The sequence below is a fragment of the Glaciimonas sp. OK215 genome, assembly GCF_057787885.1.
This window is the reverse complement of record NZ_CM173544.1, coordinates 679451-698848: the sequence shown is the minus strand read 5'-3', so window position 1 is coordinate 698848 and position 19398 is coordinate 679451. Positions and strand designations below refer to the sequence as shown.

The 19398-nt window shown below is 56.9% G+C and carries 15 protein-coding genes; 2 read left to right on the top strand and 13 right to left on the bottom strand.

Annotated features, from left to right (window positions below):
- Positions 1–124: 124 nt before the first annotated feature.
- Positions 125–1720 (bottom strand): AMP-binding protein, encoded by a 1596-nt coding sequence (locus AC3CHX_RS03155; RefSeq protein WP_488644709.1) that lies wholly within the window; start codon positions 1718–1720, stop codon positions 125–127.
- 329 nt (positions 1721–2049) lie between these two features.
- On the opposite strand from AC3CHX_RS03155, the gene AC3CHX_RS03150 reads away from it, so the two are divergent.
- A complete protein-coding gene (locus AC3CHX_RS03150) occupies positions 2050–3072 on the top strand; it encodes an AraC family transcriptional regulator (RefSeq protein ID WP_488642656.1) in 1023 nt (340 codons plus the stop codon).
- 132 nt (positions 3073–3204) lie between these two features.
- Here AC3CHX_RS03150 and AC3CHX_RS03145 read toward each other — a convergent pair whose 3' ends face one another.
- The 7 genes from AC3CHX_RS03145 to AC3CHX_RS03115 all read right to left on the bottom strand — a co-directional run bounded on the left by AC3CHX_RS03145 (position 3205) and on the right by AC3CHX_RS03115 (position 12808).
- Positions 3205–5514, bottom strand: a complete 2310-nt coding sequence (locus tag AC3CHX_RS03145; protein WP_488642655.1) for an NADP-dependent malic enzyme — start codon at positions 5512–5514, stop codon at positions 3205–3207.
- Between the two features lie 176 nt (positions 5515–5690).
- On the bottom strand, positions 5691–6128 hold the full coding sequence (locus AC3CHX_RS03140; RefSeq protein ID WP_488642654.1) for a dihydroneopterin aldolase: 438 nt from the start codon (positions 6126–6128) through the stop codon (positions 5691–5693).
- The gene (locus AC3CHX_RS03135; protein WP_488642653.1) at positions 6128–6778 is read right to left on the bottom strand and encodes a sarcosine oxidase subunit gamma; all 651 of its coding nucleotides are present in this window, start codon (positions 6776–6778) and stop codon (positions 6128–6130) included. Before AC3CHX_RS03135 ends, AC3CHX_RS03140 begins: the two co-directional genes overlap by 1 nt.
- Positions 6768–9791: a sarcosine oxidase subunit alpha family protein gene (locus AC3CHX_RS03130; RefSeq protein ID WP_488642652.1), complete on the bottom strand. Its 3024-nt coding sequence runs from the start codon at positions 9789–9791 to the stop codon at positions 6768–6770. Before AC3CHX_RS03130 ends, AC3CHX_RS03135 begins: the two co-directional genes overlap by 11 nt.
- Positions 9788–10093: a sarcosine oxidase subunit delta gene (locus AC3CHX_RS03125; RefSeq protein ID WP_488642651.1), complete on the bottom strand. Its 306-nt coding sequence runs from the start codon at positions 10091–10093 to the stop codon at positions 9788–9790. Before AC3CHX_RS03125 ends, AC3CHX_RS03130 begins: the two co-directional genes overlap by 4 nt.
- A 50-nt stretch (positions 10094–10143) precedes the next feature.
- Positions 10144–11388, bottom strand: coding sequence for a sarcosine oxidase subunit beta family protein (locus AC3CHX_RS03120; protein ID WP_488642650.1), 1245 nt, complete (start codon positions 11386–11388; stop codon positions 10144–10146).
- 40 nt (positions 11389–11428) lie between these two features.
- Positions 11429–12808, bottom strand: a complete 1380-nt coding sequence (locus tag AC3CHX_RS03115; RefSeq protein WP_488642649.1) for an L-serine ammonia-lyase — start codon at positions 12806–12808, stop codon at positions 11429–11431.
- A gap of 315 nt (positions 12809–13123) precedes the next feature.
- Here AC3CHX_RS03115 and AC3CHX_RS03110 point away from each other — a divergent pair, with 315 nt between their 5' ends.
- Positions 13124–13453, top strand: a complete 330-nt coding sequence (locus tag AC3CHX_RS03110; RefSeq protein WP_488642648.1) for a hypothetical protein — start codon at positions 13124–13126, stop codon at positions 13451–13453.
- A gap of 56 nt (positions 13454–13509) precedes the next feature.
- Here AC3CHX_RS03110 and purU read toward each other — a convergent pair whose 3' ends face one another.
- The 5 genes from purU to AC3CHX_RS03085 form a co-directional block, all read right to left on the bottom strand.
- On the bottom strand, positions 13510–14373 hold the full coding sequence (purU, locus tag AC3CHX_RS03105) for a formyltetrahydrofolate deformylase (protein WP_488642647.1): 864 nt from the start codon (positions 14371–14373) through the stop codon (positions 13510–13512).
- Between the two features lie 182 nt (positions 14374–14555).
- Positions 14556–15758, bottom strand: coding sequence for a formaldehyde dehydrogenase, glutathione-independent (fdhA, locus tag AC3CHX_RS03100; RefSeq protein WP_488642646.1), 1203 nt, complete (start codon positions 15756–15758; stop codon positions 14556–14558).
- A gap of 132 nt (positions 15759–15890) precedes the next feature.
- Entirely contained in the window at positions 15891–16805 is a 915-nt protein-coding gene (locus AC3CHX_RS03095; protein WP_488644708.1) for a choline ABC transporter substrate-binding protein, read from the bottom strand.
- A 201-nt stretch (positions 16806–17006) separates the two neighbouring features.
- Positions 17007–18095: a GlxA family transcriptional regulator gene (locus tag AC3CHX_RS03090; RefSeq protein WP_488644707.1), complete on the bottom strand. Its 1089-nt coding sequence runs from the start codon at positions 18093–18095 to the stop codon at positions 17007–17009.
- Positions 18096–18397: 302 nt separating this feature from the next.
- Entirely contained in the window at positions 18398–19393 is a 996-nt protein-coding gene (locus AC3CHX_RS03085) for a WD40/YVTN/BNR-like repeat-containing protein (protein ID WP_488642645.1), read from the bottom strand.
- Positions 19394–19398 lie beyond the last annotated feature (5 nt).

Sequence of the window (19398 nt, the reverse complement as noted above, 5' to 3'; positions counted from 1 at the left end):
GAGTAAATTTTTGTTAGTCCCACCAATGCCGGGAGCCTGCCGGCCCCAGGAAATTTGCGACGCGAGCCATGCCCTACGGACTGCACAGGGCGAACGGTTGGGGCACGCGTCCTATACGTGATGTTTACGGCGTACCTGACCGGGCTTTAGCGATTTCCTGATTGCGCAGGATAAAGCGCTGCAGTTTTCCACTCGGCGTTTTCGGCAACGCTGGCAAAAATTCTATTTCACGCGGATAGGAATGTGCTGCCAAACGTTTTTTGACATATTGCTGCAACTCGGTCGCCAGCGTATCGGAAGCCGCAAACCCGGGTCGCAGTACGACAAAGGCTTTCACCAGTTCAGTCCGTTCCGGATCGGGCTTGCCGACCACCGCCGCCTCTGCCACTGCGGCATGTTCCAGCAGCGCGCTTTCAACATCGAACGGGCCGATACGATAACCGGCAGAGGTAATGATATCGTCACCGCGACCGACGAAACTGATGCTGCCGTCGGCATTGTTTTCGACCGTGTCGCCGGTGACGTAATAGTCATGCGGCGACGGCGCAGCCGGCTGCTGCCAATAACCCTGAAACCAGAATAACGGTGACCGTCCGCGCTCAATCGCCAGTACCCCCGGTTGACCGACCGCCAATTCCGCACCATCGTCATCAATCACGGCCAAGCGATACCCTGGCATCGCCAGACCGGCCGAGCCCGGATGAATCGGGTGCGCCAAACCATGGTGATTGCACAGCACCATGCCGGTTTCCGTTTGGCCATAGTGGTCGTAAATCGGACAATCCAGATGCGCGCGGAACCAGCGGATCACTTCTGGATTCAACGGCTCGCCGGCACTGCTGACAACCCGCAGTTGTCCTTTGGTTGAGGCGGCCGCAGCCTCGCCGGCCGCAATCAGCATGCGATAGGCGGTCGGCGCGCCAGCCAGATTGGTGATCCGATATTTCTCGATGATCCGATAGCAGTTCTCGACCGTGAACGGACCGTCGTAAAGCGTAATCGGATGGCCCATCAGCAACGGCCCGGTAACGCAGTAGTACAAGCCATAGGCCCAACCGGCATCGGCAATATTCCAGAACGCATCTTCCGGTCGCAGATCCATCGCGTAGCGGGTGTAGACATAGAACGACAGCATCGCCCTGAGCGGCACCACGACGCCTTTTGCCGGTCCGGTCGTACCGGACGTGAACATCATCATGAAAGGGTCATCGCCACGCCGCATGACTGGCGCAAACTCTGTCGATTGCCGCTCCAGTTCGGCCCAGAAACTAACGTCGCCAGGTTCAATGCCGCGGCCTTTTTCACCACCTATCGTTATCAGCGGCGGGCAATTGGCGACGTCGTGCAATTTATGGCGGTTGTCGGCATCGGTCACAATCAGCTTGGCTTCACTGGTGCTGACGCGGTGTTCGATCGACTTTGATCCGAATGCGGTGAAGAGCGGCTGATATACCGCGCCGGCACGCCAGGTTCCCAAAATCGTGATCAGCAGTTCGGGGGTCCGTGGCAACAATCCGGCGACGCGATCGCCGGGCTGGATGCCCTGCTGCGTCAGAAAATTGGCAAATTTTGCCGAAAGCTCCTTGAGCTGCGCAAAGGTATAGCTGGTGCTGCATCCATCCTTGCTCTCATGAAACAATGCAATCCGGCCCGGCAGTGCATGACGGTCGCAACATTCGACGCAGGCGTTAATACCTGCTTTCAGATCGCCGGAGAGCATGGCGGCGATATTCTCCACGTCAAAGTCTGCATAAAATTTTGCATAATCGGGCCCTTGAGCATGCCCTCGTTCAACACCAGGAATCGCGATCCCGCCTGCAGGCACATCAGCTGACATATTTGTTCTCCTCTAACCTAAAATGGCACCTTCAAGCTGCTCTTCGATGTTGTGGCGAAATAGTCTTTTTTACGCAATCAATCAAAATACGCTGCGTCAGTCTAGGATATTCATTGCTGACTAACCATGTTATATCCTTCCAAGCTGAACGGCTGGATTTGCAACCCGCGACCGATACAGAACACATTTGTAACCAACCCAAGAAAAAACGCATGAAAGATTGGGAAAAAGGCACCATCGGCATAGACTTCGTCCATGAAGCACTGGCAGCCATGCTTGAACAGGGCATCGAAACCGAAACACTGCTGCTGCAGGCGGGTATCTCACCAACTTTGCTAAGCGCACCTCAAGCGCGGGTCGCAGCGGCTAACTATGGACAGCTCTGGTACCTGATTGCCCAGCGGCTTGACGATGAATTCTTCGGGATGGATAGCCACCGGATGAAAGTCGGCGGTTTCGCGTTGCTGTGCCGCAGCGTGCTGCACAGCGATAGCCTGGGGGTGGCGTTAAAGCGTGGACTGGCGTTTATGCGACTGCTGCTGGATGACATCCACGGCACGCTCACGACCACAGAGCACATTGCGCAGTTGACCCTGCACGAATCCGGCCCGGCGCAAGCGCCGCGCCGCCTGTTCGCCTACACCACTTTTCTGATCATTATGCACGGCCTGGGCAGCTGGCTGATTGGTCGGCGGATCCCGTTATTAACAGCGGATTTCCGGTGTGACGAACCGCTTTACAGCGCCGACTATAAAGTGCGATTTTGCGAGCAGGCCCGTTTCGGGCAAGCGCAAACCTGCATCACCTTCGACCTGGCCTATCTGGCGCTACCCATCGTTCAAAGCCAGCACAGCCTGACGGCTTTTTTAGGCGAAGCACCGGCCAACTTGCTGGTCAAATACAGTAATCACGATAGCCTGAACGCTAAAATTCGCCGACATTTACGGCGCACCGCCTTGGCCGACTGGCCCGACTTCGACACGCTTGCCAGGCAGTTGCACTCAACCGCATCAACCTTGCGCCGCAAACTGCATCAGGAAGGCCAATCCTATCAATCGATCAAGGATAATCTGCGTCGCGATCTGGCGATCAATCATTTGAGCGGATCAAACCAGAGCATTGAAGAAATTGCGGGGCAACTGGGCTTCGCAGATCCCAGCGCGTTCCATCGCGCCTTTAAAAAGTGGACTGGGAATAGTCCGGGAGAACATCGTCGGACACTGTCGAACAAGTAACGCGCTACGCAGCATCCATAAATAATTCTGCAAGTCCGTCATCGCTCCCAAACAAAAATACCCTCCATCACGCGAATCGGCGTCATGGAGGGTATTTACCTTACTTCCCTGCAATACCTTAACGTACTACGATCAACCACCCTGCTTTTTAGAGATCGCATTCGCCACCACCAAAGCGGTCATATTCACCACCCGGCGCACCGTTGCAGATGGCGTCAGGACATGCACCGCTGCTGCCGCGCCCAGTAATACCGGGCCAACCGTGACGCCCTGACCACCGGTCATCTTCAATACATTGAATAGAATATTGGCGGAATCCAGATTCGGCATGATCAGCACGTTCGCATTGCCGGTCAGCGTCGATTTCGGCAAGTATTGCTTACGGATGTCTGCGCTCAGCGCGGCATCGCCGTGCATCTCGCCATCCGACTCCACGTCCGGCATGCGCAGGGCGAACAGGTCGCGTGCGGCACGCATCTTTCTGGCCGATGGACGGCTGCTGGAACCAAACATCGAGTGCGACAGGAACGCCACTTTTGGCGGCACGCCAAAACGTCGTACTTCTTCGACGGCCATGGCGGCAATATCGGCCAACTGCTCTGCGCTTGGATCATCGTTGACGGAGGTGTCGGCGATGAACAGCGTATGTTGATCGAGCACCAGCCCATTCAATGTCGCGAAGCCTTGCGCCCCCGCGCGCAGGCCGATGATGTCGCTGATGTGTTCCAGATGATTGTCGAAGCGGCCAACCAGACCGCACAGCATGCCGTCGGCATCGCCCAGTTTGACCAGCATCGCCGCGATGATCGTGTTCGAACGGCGCAGCATAGACTTCGCCATTTCCGGCGTGACGCCGTCGCGTGCCTTGATCTCGTGATAGGCCTCCCAATACTGACGAAAACGCGCATCGTCTTCCGGATTGACCAGCTCGAAATCCTGTCCGGCCTTCAGGCGCAGACCAGCGCGTTCAATCCGCGCTTCGATCACGGCCGGGCGGCCGATCAGAATTGGACGCACCAGCTTTTCTTCCAGCGCGATCTGCACCGCACGCAATACGCGCTCATCTTCGCCTTCAGCATAGACGATACGTTGCGGCTCCACCCGCGCTGCCTCAAACACCGGTCGCATGAACATGCCGGTATGGGTGACGAAGCGCGTCAACGATTGGCGATACGCCAGCATATCCTTGATCGGCCGGGTGGCGACGCCGGACTCTTCGGCAGCGCGGGCTACCGCCGGCGCGATACGCAGAATCAGACGCGAATCGAATGGCTTCGGAATAATGTATTCAGGGCCGAAGCGCAGTTCCTGGCCGGCGTACGCAGACGCGACTTCTTCGCTGATCTCGGCTTTCGCCAGATCGGCAATCTCGCGCACGCAAGCGACTTTCATCGCCTCCGTAATCCGGGTTGCGCCGCAATCCAGCGCGCCACGGAAAATATACGGAAAGCACAAGACGTTGTTGACCTGATTCGGATAATCCGAGCGGCCGGTTGCGATGATGCAATCGGGGCGGGCTTCCAGCGCCAGTTCCGGGCGAATTTCCGGTTCCGGATTGGCCAGCGCCAGGATGATAGGCTGGGTCCCCATCGTTTTGACCATCTCCGGCGTCAACACGCCGGCAGCGGAACAACCCAGGAACACATCCGCGCCTTTGATCGCATCCGCCAAAGTGCGGGCGTCGGTTTTTTTCACATAACGTTGCTTGGACTCGTCCAGCTTGTCTTCACGTGCATCATGGATCACGCCGCGCGAATCGCAAACGAACATGTTTTCGCGTTTGACGCCGAGCTCAACCATCAAGTCCAGACAGGCGATCGCGGCCGCACCGGCACCGGATGCCACCAGCTTGATTGCACCAATGGGCTTGTTGACCAGCTCCAGCCCGTTCAGCAGTGCCGCAGCGGAAATAATCGCGGTGCCATGCTGATCGTCGTGGAAAACCGGAATGTTCATCCGTTCACGCAGTTTCTTTTCGATATAAAAGCATTCCGGCGCCTTGATATCTTCCAGATTGATGCCGCCCAGCGTCGGCTCCAGCGCCGCGATCATCTCCACCAGTTTGTCGGGATCGCGTTCCGCCAGTTCAATATCAAAAACATCGATACCGGCAAAAGTCTGGAACAGGCAGCCCTTGCCCTCCATCACCGGCTTGCTCGCCAGCGGGCCAATGTCGCCCAGTCCGAGCACCGCCGTACCGTTGGTAATCACGCCAACCAGATTGGCACGCGAGGTGAAATCGACCGCCAGCTCAGGATTTTCTTCAATCGCCAGACAGGCGTAGGCAACACCAGGGGAATAGGCCAGCGACAAATCGCGCTGATTCGACAGCGGCTTGGTCGGCAGCACTTTAATCTTGCCGCGCGTAGGACTGCGGTGATATTCGAGTGCGGCTTCGCGCAACGCCTGTTCTGCGGCTGACAAAGTTTTATCTTTGGTCATTATGAGTCTCCGGTATAGCTAAATAATTTTCTAAATTGTTATGTAAAAAGTAAGCCACAAACAAAAAGGCCTGCAAATTTGCAGGCCTTATTTAAAAGCATGCCTTGCGGACACACTTCATCTTAACAAAATTTGACGATATCGGTAGTCGAAAACTCCGTCGCTGACCTGATTCCTTATGTACTCAGCGCCAACTCCTGCGGCTGCTGAACCAGCAAAGTCTCATAGCTCCAGCGCGTCCAGCAAGCCGACACACCAAGCCGTGCGGCATTCTCACGAATCTTGGGTTTGTGGATGGAGACCTTGATCTCTTCCAGCATCGGATAGTCGCGAAACGACAAGCTTGCGACCTCGGATGCCAGGGTTTCCAGCAAGCGCGTATGCGGCTTATGCGTCATGAAAGTTGACAGTAGCGTGCAATATTTGTCGTAGTCGATAATCGACTCGGCGTCATCGCCGCTTTTTCTGTTGGTCCGGTAAGACATCTCAATATCCAGCTCGACCGCCTGAGGCTGTTGATATTCGTGCGCATGCAAGCCGACATGGGTCATCAATTTCAAGCCATCGACGAAGATTTGCCAGCGTATGCCACTGGCAATATTTTCATTTTTCATCAGCGATACTCCTCGACCGCATCGACCAGGATGCGACCGAAATAATCGGCGAAACTGCGCCGGATGATGACTTCAAAATTGCCGTTGGCAAGTGGGCGCAACACGACGCCGGCTTTGAAAAAGTGACTCTGCGCACATTGCCCTGCCGTGAAAACCTTGGGATGAAAATCCAGCGGACAGCCTTTCTGCAACACGGCGCGGACTTTTTCGCCAGCCATGATGAGCGTCGTATTGCCGCTGCTGACATCCACCACCGATGCGAACTGCCCTGTCAGCAACTTGCTCAGTGCGGCGTCCAGCACCGGCACCCGTGGCTGCGTCGATTGAATCAGCCATTCGTTGGGCGCGAGCCAGTAGATCACGTAGTCATCGCTTTCCGAGACCGTATTCGGCAGCAGCGGCAATGCCGCTCCCGTCGTATTTTTGATCGCCGCTAAAAATACCTCGGAATCAGCTTCGCCTTTGACGTTGATCAATTCCAGAAAGGGCTTTTCGAGCACGCTGAATACCCGGTTGGCGCCGGATGTCAGCGGGGCCAGCAAGGCGGCGACGCTGGCTAGCGGCGACTCCAGTTTCAGGCCGCGCAACAAGTTGGCCGGCGCAGACTCCGACGTAAAATCTTTAGCAAGAACTTTCGCATCATTCAACATGTTGACGGACTCCTTCGACATCATAAAAAACCAGACTGTTAATCTTTGCGCTCACAAAGCCGCCGGATGCGGTCGGAAGAGCCACGCTTTCGCCCATCTTGCTCAAGCCCCCTTTGATCAGCGCAAACGCAATCGAGCGCTGCAAAATCGGGCTGAAATAGCTGGAGGTGACGTGGCCTATCATCTTCGCAATCGGCTCGTTGCTTGGCGCCGCCAGGATCTGGCCGCCTTCCGCCAGTACAACGGCCGGATCGTCGGTCAGCAAGCCCACCAGTTGCTTGCGTCCTTCCTTGACGGTATCGGAACGCGTCAAGGAACGCTTGCCGAGGAAATCCTTGGACTTTGCGCATAAACCGCCCATCCCCAGGTCGAACGGCGTCACCGAACCGTCGGTATCCTGACCGACGATGATGTAACCCTTTTCGGCGCGCAATACGTGCATGGTTTCGGTGCCGTACGGCGTGATCTCGAATTCCTTGCCGGCCGCGATAATCGCATCCCAGATCGCCCGCCCCATATTTGCCGGCACATTCACCTCGTACGACAACTCGCCCGAAAAACTGATGCGCATGATGCGGGTAAACACATCCTGGATAGTGCCTTCGCGGAACGACATGAATGGAAATGCCGCATTCGAAAAGTCGATGTCCTTGCAGACTTTTTGCAATACCTTGCGCGCATTCGGTCCCACCACGGCAAAGGTGGAGAAATGGTCGGTGACCGAAGTCAGATTGACTTTCAGGTCCGGCCATTCGGTTTGCAGCCAGCGTTCCATCCAGTCCAGCACGCGCGCCGCGCCGCCGGTGGTGGTGCTCATCAGGAAATGCTGCTCGCCCAGACGGACCGTGACGCCATCGTCGAACACCATGCCGTTCTCATCGAGCATCAGGCCGTAGCGGCATTTGCCGACCTCCAGCTTGTTCCACGGATTGGTGTACATCCAGTTCAGCAAGGTCACTGCGTCCGGGCCTTGTATATCGATTTTCCCCAGCGTCGACGCATCGAGTATGCCGACGCTGTTACGCGCCGCCAGACATTCGCGCGCGACCGCAGCATGCAGATCCTCGCTGCCGCGCGGGTAATACCAGGGACGTTTCCAGTTGCCGACATCTTCAAACAATGCGCCCTGTTCTTCATGCCATTCGTGAATACAGGTCTTGCGTATCGGTGTCAGGAAATCGCCCAGCTCACGTCCCGCCACAGTCCCGAATGTCACCGGCGTGTAGTTCGGCCGGAAAGTCGTGGTGCCGGTCTCGGGGATGGTCTTGCCCAGCACTTCGGCCAGAATCGCCATGCCGTTGATATTCCCCAGCTTGCCCTGATCGGTACCGAAGCCCAGCGCGGTGTAGCGCTTGACGTGCTCGACCGAGTGGTAGCCCTCGCGTGCCGCCAGATAGATGTCGGACGCCGAAACGTCATTCTGATAATCGACGAATTGTTTCGGACCGCGACCGACCCGCTTGCGATCGCCCACCAGCCATAACGGCAGAATAGCTGCTTCGGCAATATCGGCCACTTTCCAGATCGGTACCGCCGCCAATTTGAACCCCAAGGCGTTGACCGCACGTTGTGCCGCCAGCGCCCCATCGCGCAGCGCCCCGCCCAGCCTGAAATCGCCATTCGCAGCGCCGACGCTGGTTTCTTTTTGCATCGCCGAACCCGGCACGAAACAGGCTTTGTCCTTATCCCACTGGGCCTTGCCGCCGGATTGCGCGAACAGGTGCAAAACCGGATTCCAGCCGCCCGACATGCCGACCAGATCACAAGAAAAGGTGTTAACCAGTTGCCCCGGCACGCCATCGGTGTGAGTAGCCACTTCAACCGATTTAACATGGCGTCCACCCGCGGCCGAGACCACCACCGCGTTGTTGACGACGGTGATGCCCTGGCGTTTGGCCAATGCCGGCAGGCTACTGTTGCCGGCAGCCCGCGGATCGACCACCACGACCTGCGCGCCAGCGGCTTTCAGATCGAGCGCGGCCTGGTAACCGTCGTCGTTATTCGTAAAGATCACCGCATTGCGGCCCGGCAGCACGCCAAACCGATGGATGTAAGTGGACACTGCGGAGGCCAGCATGATGCCGGGCAAGTCGTTGTTGCCGAACACGATAGGCCGTTCATGTGCGCCGGTCGCCAGAATCACATGCTTGGCACGTACTTTCCAGAGCCGTTCGCGCAATTTTCCGCGTGCAGCCAACGGCAAATGCTCGGTCAGGCGCTCAGCCACGGTCAGCAGATTGTGATCCTGATAGCCGAACACGGTGCTGCGCGTGAGGATAGTCACCTCTGGCATATTCCGCAATTCTGCGGCGATATGCGCGGCCCACCCCGAGGCGGGTTTGCCATCGATCACCGCAGGGCCGGACAACAGACTGCCGCCCAGTTCAGCCTGATCGTCGACCAGGATCACGCGCGCGCCGGATTTGCCCGCCACCCATGCTGCGGCCAGTCCGGCCGGACCGCCGCCGGCGATCAACACGTCGCAATGCGCGTAGGTTTTTTCGTAACGGTCAGGGTCGAGTTCGGTCGGCGCCTTGCCCAAACCGGCGGCAGCGCGGATCACCTCTTCATACTTGCCCCACCAGCTGCGCGGCCACTTGAAGGTCTTGTAATAAAAACCGGCCGGAATGAAACGCGCGATCAGTTGATTCACCGCCATCCGGTCGTTCTCGATGTTCGGCTTGGCGTTGACGCTGGTCGCCGTCAGGTCCTGATACAACTCGAGTTCGGTTGCGCGCGCATTCGGCACCGTGTAAGCACCGGTTTCCAGTTGCACCAGCGCATTCGGCTCTTCCACACCTGCGGTAACGATGCCGCGCGGCCGATGGTATTTCCAGCTGCGCGCGACAAAATGCACGCCATTGGCCAGCAACGCCGATGCCAGCGTGTCGCCCTGAAAGCCCTCATAGGTTTTGCCGTTAAAGGAAAACGTCAGCGCTTTGTTGCGATTGATCCGGCCACCTGCTGTCAAGCGATGGCTTTGCTTTGTGCTGGGCTTTGTGCTGGATTTCATGCTGCGCTCCCTTTTTCTGTTGCCGGCTTTGCCATCGCGGCATTTTTGCCAAACTTGCTGTAACCAAGAAATTCATATGTCACGGTATCGCGCTCGGCCATGAACCAGCGGCGGCACCCCTGGTTGTGCACCCATTGCTCGCGATGCACACCGCGTGGATTCTTACGCATGAACAGGTAGTCGCCCCACTCTTCATCGCTTAACTTTTCGGTCTCCAGCGGGCGCGCAATATCCGCTTCGCCACCGCAATGGAATTCGCTTTCCGCACGTGGCCCGCACCAGGGGCAGGTAATCAATAACATGGTGTTTCTCCAGAATCAGTCTTGTGTGATGGGGTATGTGCGTTGGTGCATTAGTGCGCAACCGCTGCGGCGCCGTGCTCGTCAATCAGATGGCCGGTATAGAAACGGTCGAGCGAGAACGGCGCGTTCAATGGATGCGGACTATCGTTGGCGATCATGTGCGCAAACACCCAGCCCGAGCCCGGCGTCGCCTTGAACCCGCCCGTGCCCCAGCCGCAGTTGAAGTACAAACCCTTGATATCGGTCTTCGAGATGATTGGGCAGGCATCCGGCGAGACATCCACAATCCCGCCCCACTGCCGGTTCATGCGGACCCGGCTCAGGACCGGGAACATTTCGACAATCGCCTGCAACGTGCTTTCGATAGTCTGATAGCTGCCGCGCTGGCCGTAGCCTGTATATTGATCGACACCGGCCCCGATCACCAGATCTCCTTTATCCGACTGACTCAGATATGCGTGGACGGCATTCGACATCACGACGGTATCGATCACCGGCTTGATCGGCTCCGACACCAGCGCTTGCAACGGATGACTTTCCAGCGGCAGTCTGATCCCGGCCATGCTGGCAAGCAGGCTGGAACTGCCGGCGGTCACCACTGCCACTTTTTTGGCCTTGATGAAGCCCTTGACTGTTTCGACGCCGGTCACCGCGCCGTTGTCGCGACGGATGCCGGTGACGCCGCAATTCTGCAGAATGTCGACGCCGCGCGCATCGGCACCGCGCGCATAGCCCCACGCCACCGCATCGTGACGCGCCACGCCGCCGCGCCGTTGAAACGAGGCGCCGAGCACCGGATAGTGGCTGTTCAGGTTGATGATCGGCACGATCTCCTTGACCTGTGCCGGGGTCAGCCATTCGGCATCGACGCCGTTGAGGCGGTTGGCATTAATGCGGCGATCGGTATCGCGCACGTCTTGCAGCGTATGCGCCAGATTCATCACGCCGCGCTGGCTGAACATGACGTTGTAGTTCAGGTCTTCCGACAAGCCTTCCCACAGCTGCATCGCCTTTTCGTACAGGCCGGCAGACTCATCCCACAAATAATTGGAACGTACGATGGTGGTGTTACGGGCAGTATTGCCGCCGCCGATCCAGCCTTTTTCGATCACCGCGATATTCCGCAGGCCATGTACTTTCGCCAGGTAATACGCCGTCGCCAGACCATGCCCGCCGCCGCCGATGATGACGATGTCGTACTCTTTTTTCGGCTCCGGGCTTTTCCAGGCCCGCTGCCAGTTTTCATGGTACGAAAGACCGTTACGGATCAGACTGAATATCGAATAATTGCTCATGATTTTCCTAAAAATTTGCGGACACTATTTGCAATGCTGTTCAGCATTCGATCACGTTGACGGCCAAACCGCCACGCGACGTTTCCTTGTACTTGGTCTTCATATCGGCACCGGTTTGCATCATGGTTTTGATGACCTTATCCAGCGACACATAGTGCTTTCCGTTACCGCGCAGCGCCATCCGCGCGGCATTGATGGCCTTGACCGCTCCCATCGCGTTGCGCTCGATACATGGAATCTGCACCAGGCCGCCGACCGGATCGCAGGTCATGCCGAGGTTATGTTCCATGCCGATCTCGGCGGCGTTCTCGATCTGCTCGGTGCTGCCGCCCTGTACCGCGGCCAGCGCACCGGCCGCCATCGAACACGCCACGCCAACCTCGCCCTGACAGCCGACTTCAGCGCCCGAGATAGAAGCATTCTCTTTGTAGATCAGGCCGATCGCGGCAGCTGTCAGCAAGAAGGTCATCACGCCGTCCGTATTGGCGCCAGGCACAAACTTGATGTAGTACTGCAGCACTGCCGGAATCACCCCCGCAGCACCATTGGTCGGCGCGGTGACGATGCGGCCGCCGGCAGCGTTCTCTTCATTCACGGCCATCGCATACAGATTGACCCAGTCGAGCATCGACAGCGGATCGTTCAGCGATTCTTCCGAGCGATTGCGCAATTGCTGCGACAGCTCATGGGCGCGGCGCTTGACCCGCATGGGTCCCGGCAACTCACCGTCGCTCGCGCAGCCGCGCTTGATCGCCGCCGCCATCACATCCCAGATCCCGAGCAACTTGCTCCGCACCTCTTCGGCGCTACGCCAGTGCTTTTCGTTTTCCAGCATCAGTTGGGCGATGGTCAAACCGTTTTCAGCACATACCCGCAGCAGATCGTCGCCCGAGTGAAACGGATAAGGAACATCCGGACCATCGGCCTGCACGCCGTTCACGCGCAGCCCTTCCTGACTGACAACGAAGCCGCCGCCGACTGAGTAATATTCCTTCTGCAGCAGCAACTTGGCGCTGGCGTCCAGCGCCAGAAAGCGCATGCCATTCGGGTGTTGCGGCAGCGATTCCCGGCGGAAGAACATCATGTGTTCTTTTTCGTTCAGCGCAACGGTGTGCGTGCCATTCAGCAATAGTTGTCTGGTACTGCGAATTTCCGCCAGCCTGGGCTCGACAAAATCCGGATCTATCCGGTCTGGCAAATGCCCTTCCAGGCCAAGCAAAACCGCCTTGTCAGTCCCGTGGCCCTTGCCGGTCGCACCAAGCGAGCCGTACAACTCGGCGCGCACTGAATGCACTGAGTCCAGCAAGCCGGCTTCCTGCAGATAGCCGGCAAACCGGCTGGCTGCAATCATCGGCCCGACCGTATGGGAGCTGGATGGGCCGATACCTACTTTGAACAGGTCGAATGTGCTGATGCTCATTGCATGCTTTTAAAAAAGAATAAATACGCCAGACCGTGCATCATGACTCCCTCGGGGTGGATAAATTCTTGATGGAACGGTGACTTGACTAGCTTTGCTCGTCACCGTTAATCAACATCTTTGGGAGCCAGCCGCTATTTACCTGATTGCTGTTCCTTGATGCCATTCTTGATCCAAGAGAGCGGCAACTGTTTCCCATAGATGACGGGCGCTTGTATTTTTCCGACAAGGGTGTCGTTTTTGGGGTGTGTTGGGGTGAATTTTTACGATGGGTGCGCTGTATGGCTGGCAATAAGCACAACAGAAAAATGGTGGGTGGAAAAACGTAATATTCGGTCGTCGCTAATTAAAACGTTCGGTACTCCGTGGATGCTGGTCGGGGGTGGCCCGACAGCCAGTCACTTTTCTTGCTTCGCCAAGAAAAGTAACCAAAAGAAGGCGACCGCAAAGCCACTGCCCTCCCGTTGGTCGGGTCCCCAAATGAGCCAACTGGCATTCGGGAGGGAAAACAAACTCGCTGCGCTCAGACAAGTTTTCCCTCTTTATCCGAATGCCAGTTGGCTCATTTGGCAGCGTCTCAATGCGGAAGATCAAAAGCAACAACAACTTCAAAAGCAACGACAACGGCAACTTCAACAGCCTTGACACGAAAAAATTTTATAAAAAATTATTGAACAGCTTTTAGAAGGCTGAATCTTGCCTTACTGCAATATCACCGTTCGATTCCGGTTCACAAACAAGCGCCGTTGAATAAAATATTGCACCGCACGCGACAACGCCAGACATTCCACATCACGCCCCACCGCCAGTAATTTTTCCGGGTTGTAGGTGTGGTCGACGCGCTCCACCGCCTGTTCGATGATCGGCCCTTCATCCAGATCGTCGGTAATGAAATGCGCCGTCGCACCGATCAGCTTGACGCCTTTTTGATAGGCCTGGTGATACGGCTTGGCGCCTTTGAAACTGGGTAGGAACGAGTGATGGATATTGATCGCCTTGCCACGCAGCCTGGCGCTGGTTTCCTCGGAAAAGATCTGCATGTAACGCGCCAGCACGACCAGTTCGGCGCCGTAGCTTTCAATCAATTCCAGTACCGCGCCTTCTTGTGCGGCCTTGTTGTCCTGCGTTACCGGGAGGTGATGGAACGGGATGTTATGCGCCGCCGCCATCGGCGCCAGGTCGGCGTGGTTCGAAATGATCGCGGTAAAATCCATCGGCAATTCGCCCATTTTCCAGCGGAACAACAGATCCGCCAGACAATGATCCAGTTTGGATACCATCACGACCACTTTGGGGCGATGATGCATGTCGTGGATCTGCCATTGCATGCCGAACTGTTTTGCTACGGTGACAAAATCCGCGCGCAAATCCTCGGGCTTGAAATGCTCCGCCTCTGGTGTACGGAAGATGCACCGGAGAAAAAAAGCGTGGAAGTCATCGTCGTCAAATACGGAGAGTTCGGAAATATAGCACTGACGCTCAGCGAGAAACTTGACGACAGCGGCAACCTGCCCGACCTCACTTGGACAGGACAAGGTAAGGCCGTAGGTCGGTGTGGTGTGCATGGTGGAAACCTCTTATATGGCATCACAAAAACAGCGAAAAAAGGCAGGCACATCAAGCGCGCCCCGTTGGTGAAAAAAAAGAGCTTGATCGCGTCATGTCGATCAAGCTCTTCGATGTCACGCTAAAAACTTCTACAGCTCCGCTGGCAAACGGCTATCGCTGCCGTTAGGCAGCTCCGGCATCAAGCCGCGCGTTTCACCAGGTTATGCGGATCGATCACAAACTTCTTCGGCGCACCGGCATCGAATTGTTCGTAACCTTGCGGGGCATTGTCCAGCGTGATCACTTCGACGCCGACGATGTCGGAAATCTTGATCCGATCCCACAAGATCGCCTGCATCAGTTGGCGGTTGTACTTCATCACCGGCGTTTGGCCGGTGTGGAAGCTATGCGACTTGGCCCAGCCCAAACCGAGGCGGATGCTCAGGCTGCCTTTTCTGGCAGCGTTGTCGATGGCGCCCGGATCTTCGGTAACGTACAGGCCGGGAATCCCGATCTTGCCGGCGACGCGGGTGATTTCCATCAATGAATTGAGCACCGTGGCTGGCGCTTCCGCCTGCGCACCGGCGTGGCCATGACCGCGCGCCTCGAAGCCGACGCAATCGATTGCACAATCGACTTCCGGGGTTCCCAGGATTTTTTCAATCTGATCGCTCAGCGTGGCGTCGAGCGATAGATCGACGGTCTCAAAACCGACATTGCGCGCGTGTACCAGACGCAAGGGATTGACATCGCCGATGATTACTACCGCCGCACCCAGCAAGCGCGCAGACGCTGCCGCAGCCAGTCCGACCGGACCGGCGCCCGCGACGTACACCGTGGTGCCGGGACCGACGCCGGCAGTCACCGCGCCGTGATAACCGGTCGGCAGAATGTCGGACAGGCAGGTCAGGTCGCGGATCTTGGACATCGCCTGGTCCTTGTCCGGGAAGCGCAACAAGTTGAAGTCGGCATACGGCACCATCACGTATTCCGACTGTCCGCCGATCCAGCCGCCCATGTCGACATAGCCGTAGGCGCCGCCGGCACGCGCCGGGTTCACCGTTTCGCAGACGCCGGTATGCTGTTCCTTGCAAGTGCGGCAGCGGCCGCAGGCGACGTTGAAGGGGACCGAAACCAGATCGCCTTTCTTCAGGGTCTCGACATCGGAACCGCATTCAATCACTTCACCGGTAATTTCATGCCCCAGCACCAGACCGGTTGGCGCCGTCGTGCGGCCGCGCACCATATGCTGATCGGAGCCGCAAATATTGGTTGAAACAACCTTCAGAATGACGCCATGTTCAATCTTCTTTCCTTGCGGATTGTCCAGTTTTGGAAAGGGAATCGAATGGACTTCGACTTTACCGTCACCGACATACACCACACCACGATTTTCTGACATATGATCTCCTCCTGATTCGCATCAGAGTTGGTATTTACCGCCAGATACATTTCACCTAAATCATGCATCGCGGTGAATCGGCCTGGCGGCTCGTTCGGATTTTCCGTGACAGTCACGGAAAGCATTACCTTTTCAAAGTCCCAGCGCTGTCTTGACCGCCGGCAAACCATCCTTGCCATCAAACGTCTTGACGCCGGCCAGCCACTTGTCGAGGACTTGCGGATTCTGTTTCAGCCACGCTTTGGCAGCGACTTTAGGATCGTTTTTATCCATGATCGGGACCATCACCTTGTTCTCGATGTCGGTGGTAAAGTGCAAATTCTTGGCCAGCTTGTCGGCGTTAGGGCAACGTGTTTCGTAATCGGCGGGCGTCACGGTATAGACTTTGGCTTCACCGTAATTAGGTCCGAAAACCGCATCGCCGCCGGTCAGATAGGTGATCTTTTGCTGCACGTTCATCGGATGCGGTTCCCAGCCCAGAATCACTATCCATTTCTTTTGCCGCACCGCGCGCCCCAGTTCAACCATCATGCCGGCCTCGCTCGACTCGACCAGCTTGAAATTCTTCAGATTGAATTGATTCTTGCTGACCATGCCCTGAATCAGGGTATTACCGTCGTTGCCCGGTTCGATACCGTAAATCTTGCCATCCAGTTCTTTCGAATACTTGGCAATATCGGCAAAGGTTTTCAAGCCGGCGTCGTACTCATAAGTCGGGACTGCAAGGGTATATTTGGCTCCGGTCAGATTCGGCGTGCCCAATACTTTTACCGTACCGTCCTTGACGAATGGCGCGATCATCGGGTCCATCGTCGGCGACCAGTAGCCGAGGAACAAGTCGATTTGTTTATTCTTGATACCGGCAAAAGTGATCGGCACCGAAGCAATCGTTTTTGTTGTGTGATACCCCAGAGCGTCATACACAACCGACGCCAGGCCGGTGGTGGCGGCAATGTCGGTCCAGCCGACATCGGCGAATCGTACATTTTGACAAGCCTTGGGTTCGCTTGCCTGTGCTGCGCCTGACAGTGTCAACGCGCTCAACATGCCCAGTGCGATACTGACAACGGCAGGACGATGAAACAATTTCATTTATTTTCTCCAAACGGAAAGACTGGTGTGCACAGTACAAGACCGGCACCTAAAAGGTGATTATGGATCGTTCTGGAATGTTTGCTGGTAATTCAGCTTTGGCACACCCACAAATTACACTGCGTGCACAGTGCAACGTGGATGGATTGCGACATGCTATTGTCTGTCTGCGTCAAACTCGGCGGCGGCGATAATATCGGCCTCGAGCGATAATGCCAACACCGCGGCATCGGCGCTCGCCGGGAGATCGGCGGCGGCAAGAAACGGATGATGCATATGCCGTTCACTACTCGGGGAGCGCCCGAACTGATTGCGATAGGCTTTGCTGAAGTGGCATGACGACTGAAACCCGCAGGCCACTGTCACGCTCATGATCGACATGGTGGTTTGCAGCAGCAATTCGCGGGCGCGCCGCAACCGCAGTTGCAGGTAGTAATGCGTGGGCGTCACATCCAGATAATATTTGAACATCCGCTGCAGCTGGCGCTGCGACAGGCCGACTTGCCGTGCGATCTCATCGAAGGGCAAGGTTTCTTCGATATGGGTTTCCATCAGGCGCGCCACTTCGATCAATTCCTTGCGGCTGAATCCTAGCCGCGCGGCAATCGGAATGTGCTGCTGATAGCTGCCATCGCGTATCCGCTCCAGGATGAACTGCTCCGAAATCTCGGCGGAGAGCGTTTTTCCGTAGCGGCTGGCGGTCAGATTCAACATCAGGTCGATCGGCGCGGTGCCGCCTGAACAACTCAAACGATCCCGATCGATCGCAAACAGACCTTCGGAAAACTGTACCTTGGGAAACTCTTCACGCAATGCCGAAAGATTTTCCCAGTGAATCGCACAGTGATAGCCATTCATCAACCCGGCTTTTACCAAGGCGTAGCTGCCGGTACAGATCCCGCCCAGCTTGACATTACTGCGTGCCAGCTTGAGTAGAAAAGAAGACAACTTGTCGTTGACTGCTTCGTGAATCTTCACACCGCCGCAGACGAACAGGACTTCGGGAAGACCGGCCTGCTCCAAGGTCAGGGTCGGTGAAATCGGCAAACCGTTACTCGCCGCCACCGGCTGACCATCCAGGCTGATAACGGACCAGCGATAGAGCGTCTGGCGACTGATGTAATTGGCCATGCGCAACACTTCGATCGCACTGGAAAACGCGATCATCGAGAAATTCGGCAGCGTCAGAAAGCCAAAATGCGTAACGTCGGAAGCCGCGGCTTCAGCGCCGACCGCCTGCGACATAGCTATTTTGGATATTGGTTGCGACGACATGTTATCTCCATCCGACCCATGAGTGACGGAGATCCGCCACTCGTTCACGCTATGACTAGAACAACTGATTCAGCTGGTAGCATTACCAGCAAGACAATGTTGAGACCGCTTGCAAAACCGCGTCAGATGCCGGCCGGAATACTGAGTCCCAGACTAATCAAACTGGATCGAATGGTCAACCCCGGCGTGACAATCGGCTAAATGTTGCCCTGCATCCACTTTCTCCTTATGACGCGCGGATCTCGCGCATCCGCTTGAAGACCCGATGATGTCTATTGGCCAAGCGGCCCATTTGTCGAAAAAATCATCGGCACGCCCGCCTGGGTATCGACCACTGCCGTCAGTGCGCTGCGATCGCTGCGTTGCTTGCCGGTGAAGCTGACGCCAGCGTCGAGACTCTCCAGCGTCACGCCGTCGAGACCGACCGCGAAGACCGACTTATCCGGCTTCTGCACGATATCCGTAACCGAACTCTTGAACGGTGTCTTGGACGCCTGCCAGCTGTCGCCGCCGTCCGCACTGCGGTAAATCGTCCCGCGCAAGCCGCCGACCAACAGTGCGCCATCCTGCAATGCGACCCCGGTCCAGAACGAACCGGCATAGCCGGTTTCGGCATAGGTCCAGGTGTTGCCGCCATCGGTCGAGCGGATCACGCGGCCTTGTTCGCAGGCGACGAACAAGCTGCCCTTGGCGTCGGCGAAGATCGCATACAGATTACGGTCGGCCTTTTTCGTGCCCGGCGGCGGCGGCAGCGTCACCTTGGACCAGCTCACACCGCCGTCGGCAGTGTGCAGCATCATCGACCAGAGACCCACGGCCCAGCCTTCTTGCGGGTTCTTGAAATACAGCGAGAACAGCGGCTGATCGACTTTGCTGTCGCTGCGTTGCAGCAGCCAGGATTCGCCGGCGTCGGTGGTTTTCAGGATCGCGCCCCAATGGCCGACCGCCCAGCCGGTGTTGGCATCGGCAAACGACACCGCCGTCAGGGTCGACCTGACCGGCACCGTTTTGGCTTGCCGGTAGGTCTTGCCATCGTCGTCCGACAGCAGCACGACGCCGTGGTCGCCGACCGCGACGATGCGCTTGCCCGCCCGCGTCGCTGCCAGGATCTGCGCGCTGGCGGCGGCGCTGAAGTGCTCGGCGGGCAGGATCTGCAGCTGCGGCTTAATAGTCGGTACAGGCGTCGGCTCCGCCGCCTGCGCGATGCCGCACAGGGCCAGCAGGCCGAACATCGCGCTACGTCTTATGGTTCTGTTGATTGTTTTCATTTTTA

Coding starts and splice junctions, on each gene's coding strand:
- AC3CHX_RS03155 (WP_488644709.1), bottom strand. CDS start 1,720: ATGCTCTCCGGCGATCTGAAAGCAGGTATTAACGCCTGCGTCGAATGT.
- AC3CHX_RS03150 (WP_488642656.1), top strand. CDS start 2,050: ATGAAAGATTGGGAAAAAGGCACCATCGGCATAGACTTCGTCCATGAA.
- AC3CHX_RS03145 (WP_488642655.1), bottom strand. CDS start 5,514: ATGACCAAAGATAAAACTTTGTCAGCCGCAGAACAGGCGTTGCGCGAA.
- AC3CHX_RS03140 (WP_488642654.1), bottom strand. CDS start 6,128: ATGAAAAATGAAAATATTGCCAGTGGCATACGCTGGCAAATCTTCGTC.
- AC3CHX_RS03135 (WP_488642653.1), bottom strand. CDS start 6,778: ATGTTGAATGATGCGAAAGTTCTTGCTAAAGATTTTACGTCGGAGTCT.
- AC3CHX_RS03130 (WP_488642652.1), bottom strand. CDS start 9,791: ATGAAATCCAGCACAAAGCCCAGCACAAAGCAAAGCCATCGCTTGACA.
- AC3CHX_RS03125 (WP_488642651.1), bottom strand. CDS start 10,093: ATGTTATTGATTACCTGCCCCTGGTGCGGGCCACGTGCGGAAAGCGAA.
- AC3CHX_RS03120 (WP_488642650.1), bottom strand. CDS start 11,388: ATGAGCAATTATTCGATATTCAGTCTGATCCGTAACGGTCTTTCGTAC.
- AC3CHX_RS03115 (WP_488642649.1), bottom strand. CDS start 12,808: ATGAGCATCAGCACATTCGACCTGTTCAAAGTAGGTATCGGCCCATCC.
- purU (WP_488642647.1), bottom strand. CDS start 14,373: ATGCACACCACACCGACCTACGGCCTTACCTTGTCCTGTCCAAGTGAG.
- fdhA (WP_488642646.1), bottom strand. CDS start 15,758: ATGTCAGAAAATCGTGGTGTGGTGTATGTCGGTGACGGTAAAGTCGAA.
- AC3CHX_RS03095 (WP_488644708.1), bottom strand. CDS start 16,805: ATGTTGAGCGCGTTGACACTGTCAGGCGCAGCACAGGCAAGCGAACCC.
- AC3CHX_RS03090 (WP_488644707.1), bottom strand. CDS start 18,095: ATGTCGCAGGCGGTCGGCGCTGAAGCCGCGGCTTCCGACGTTACGCAT.
- AC3CHX_RS03085 (WP_488642645.1), bottom strand. CDS start 19,393: ATGAAAACAATCAACAGAACCATAAGACGTAGCGCGATGTTCGGCCTG.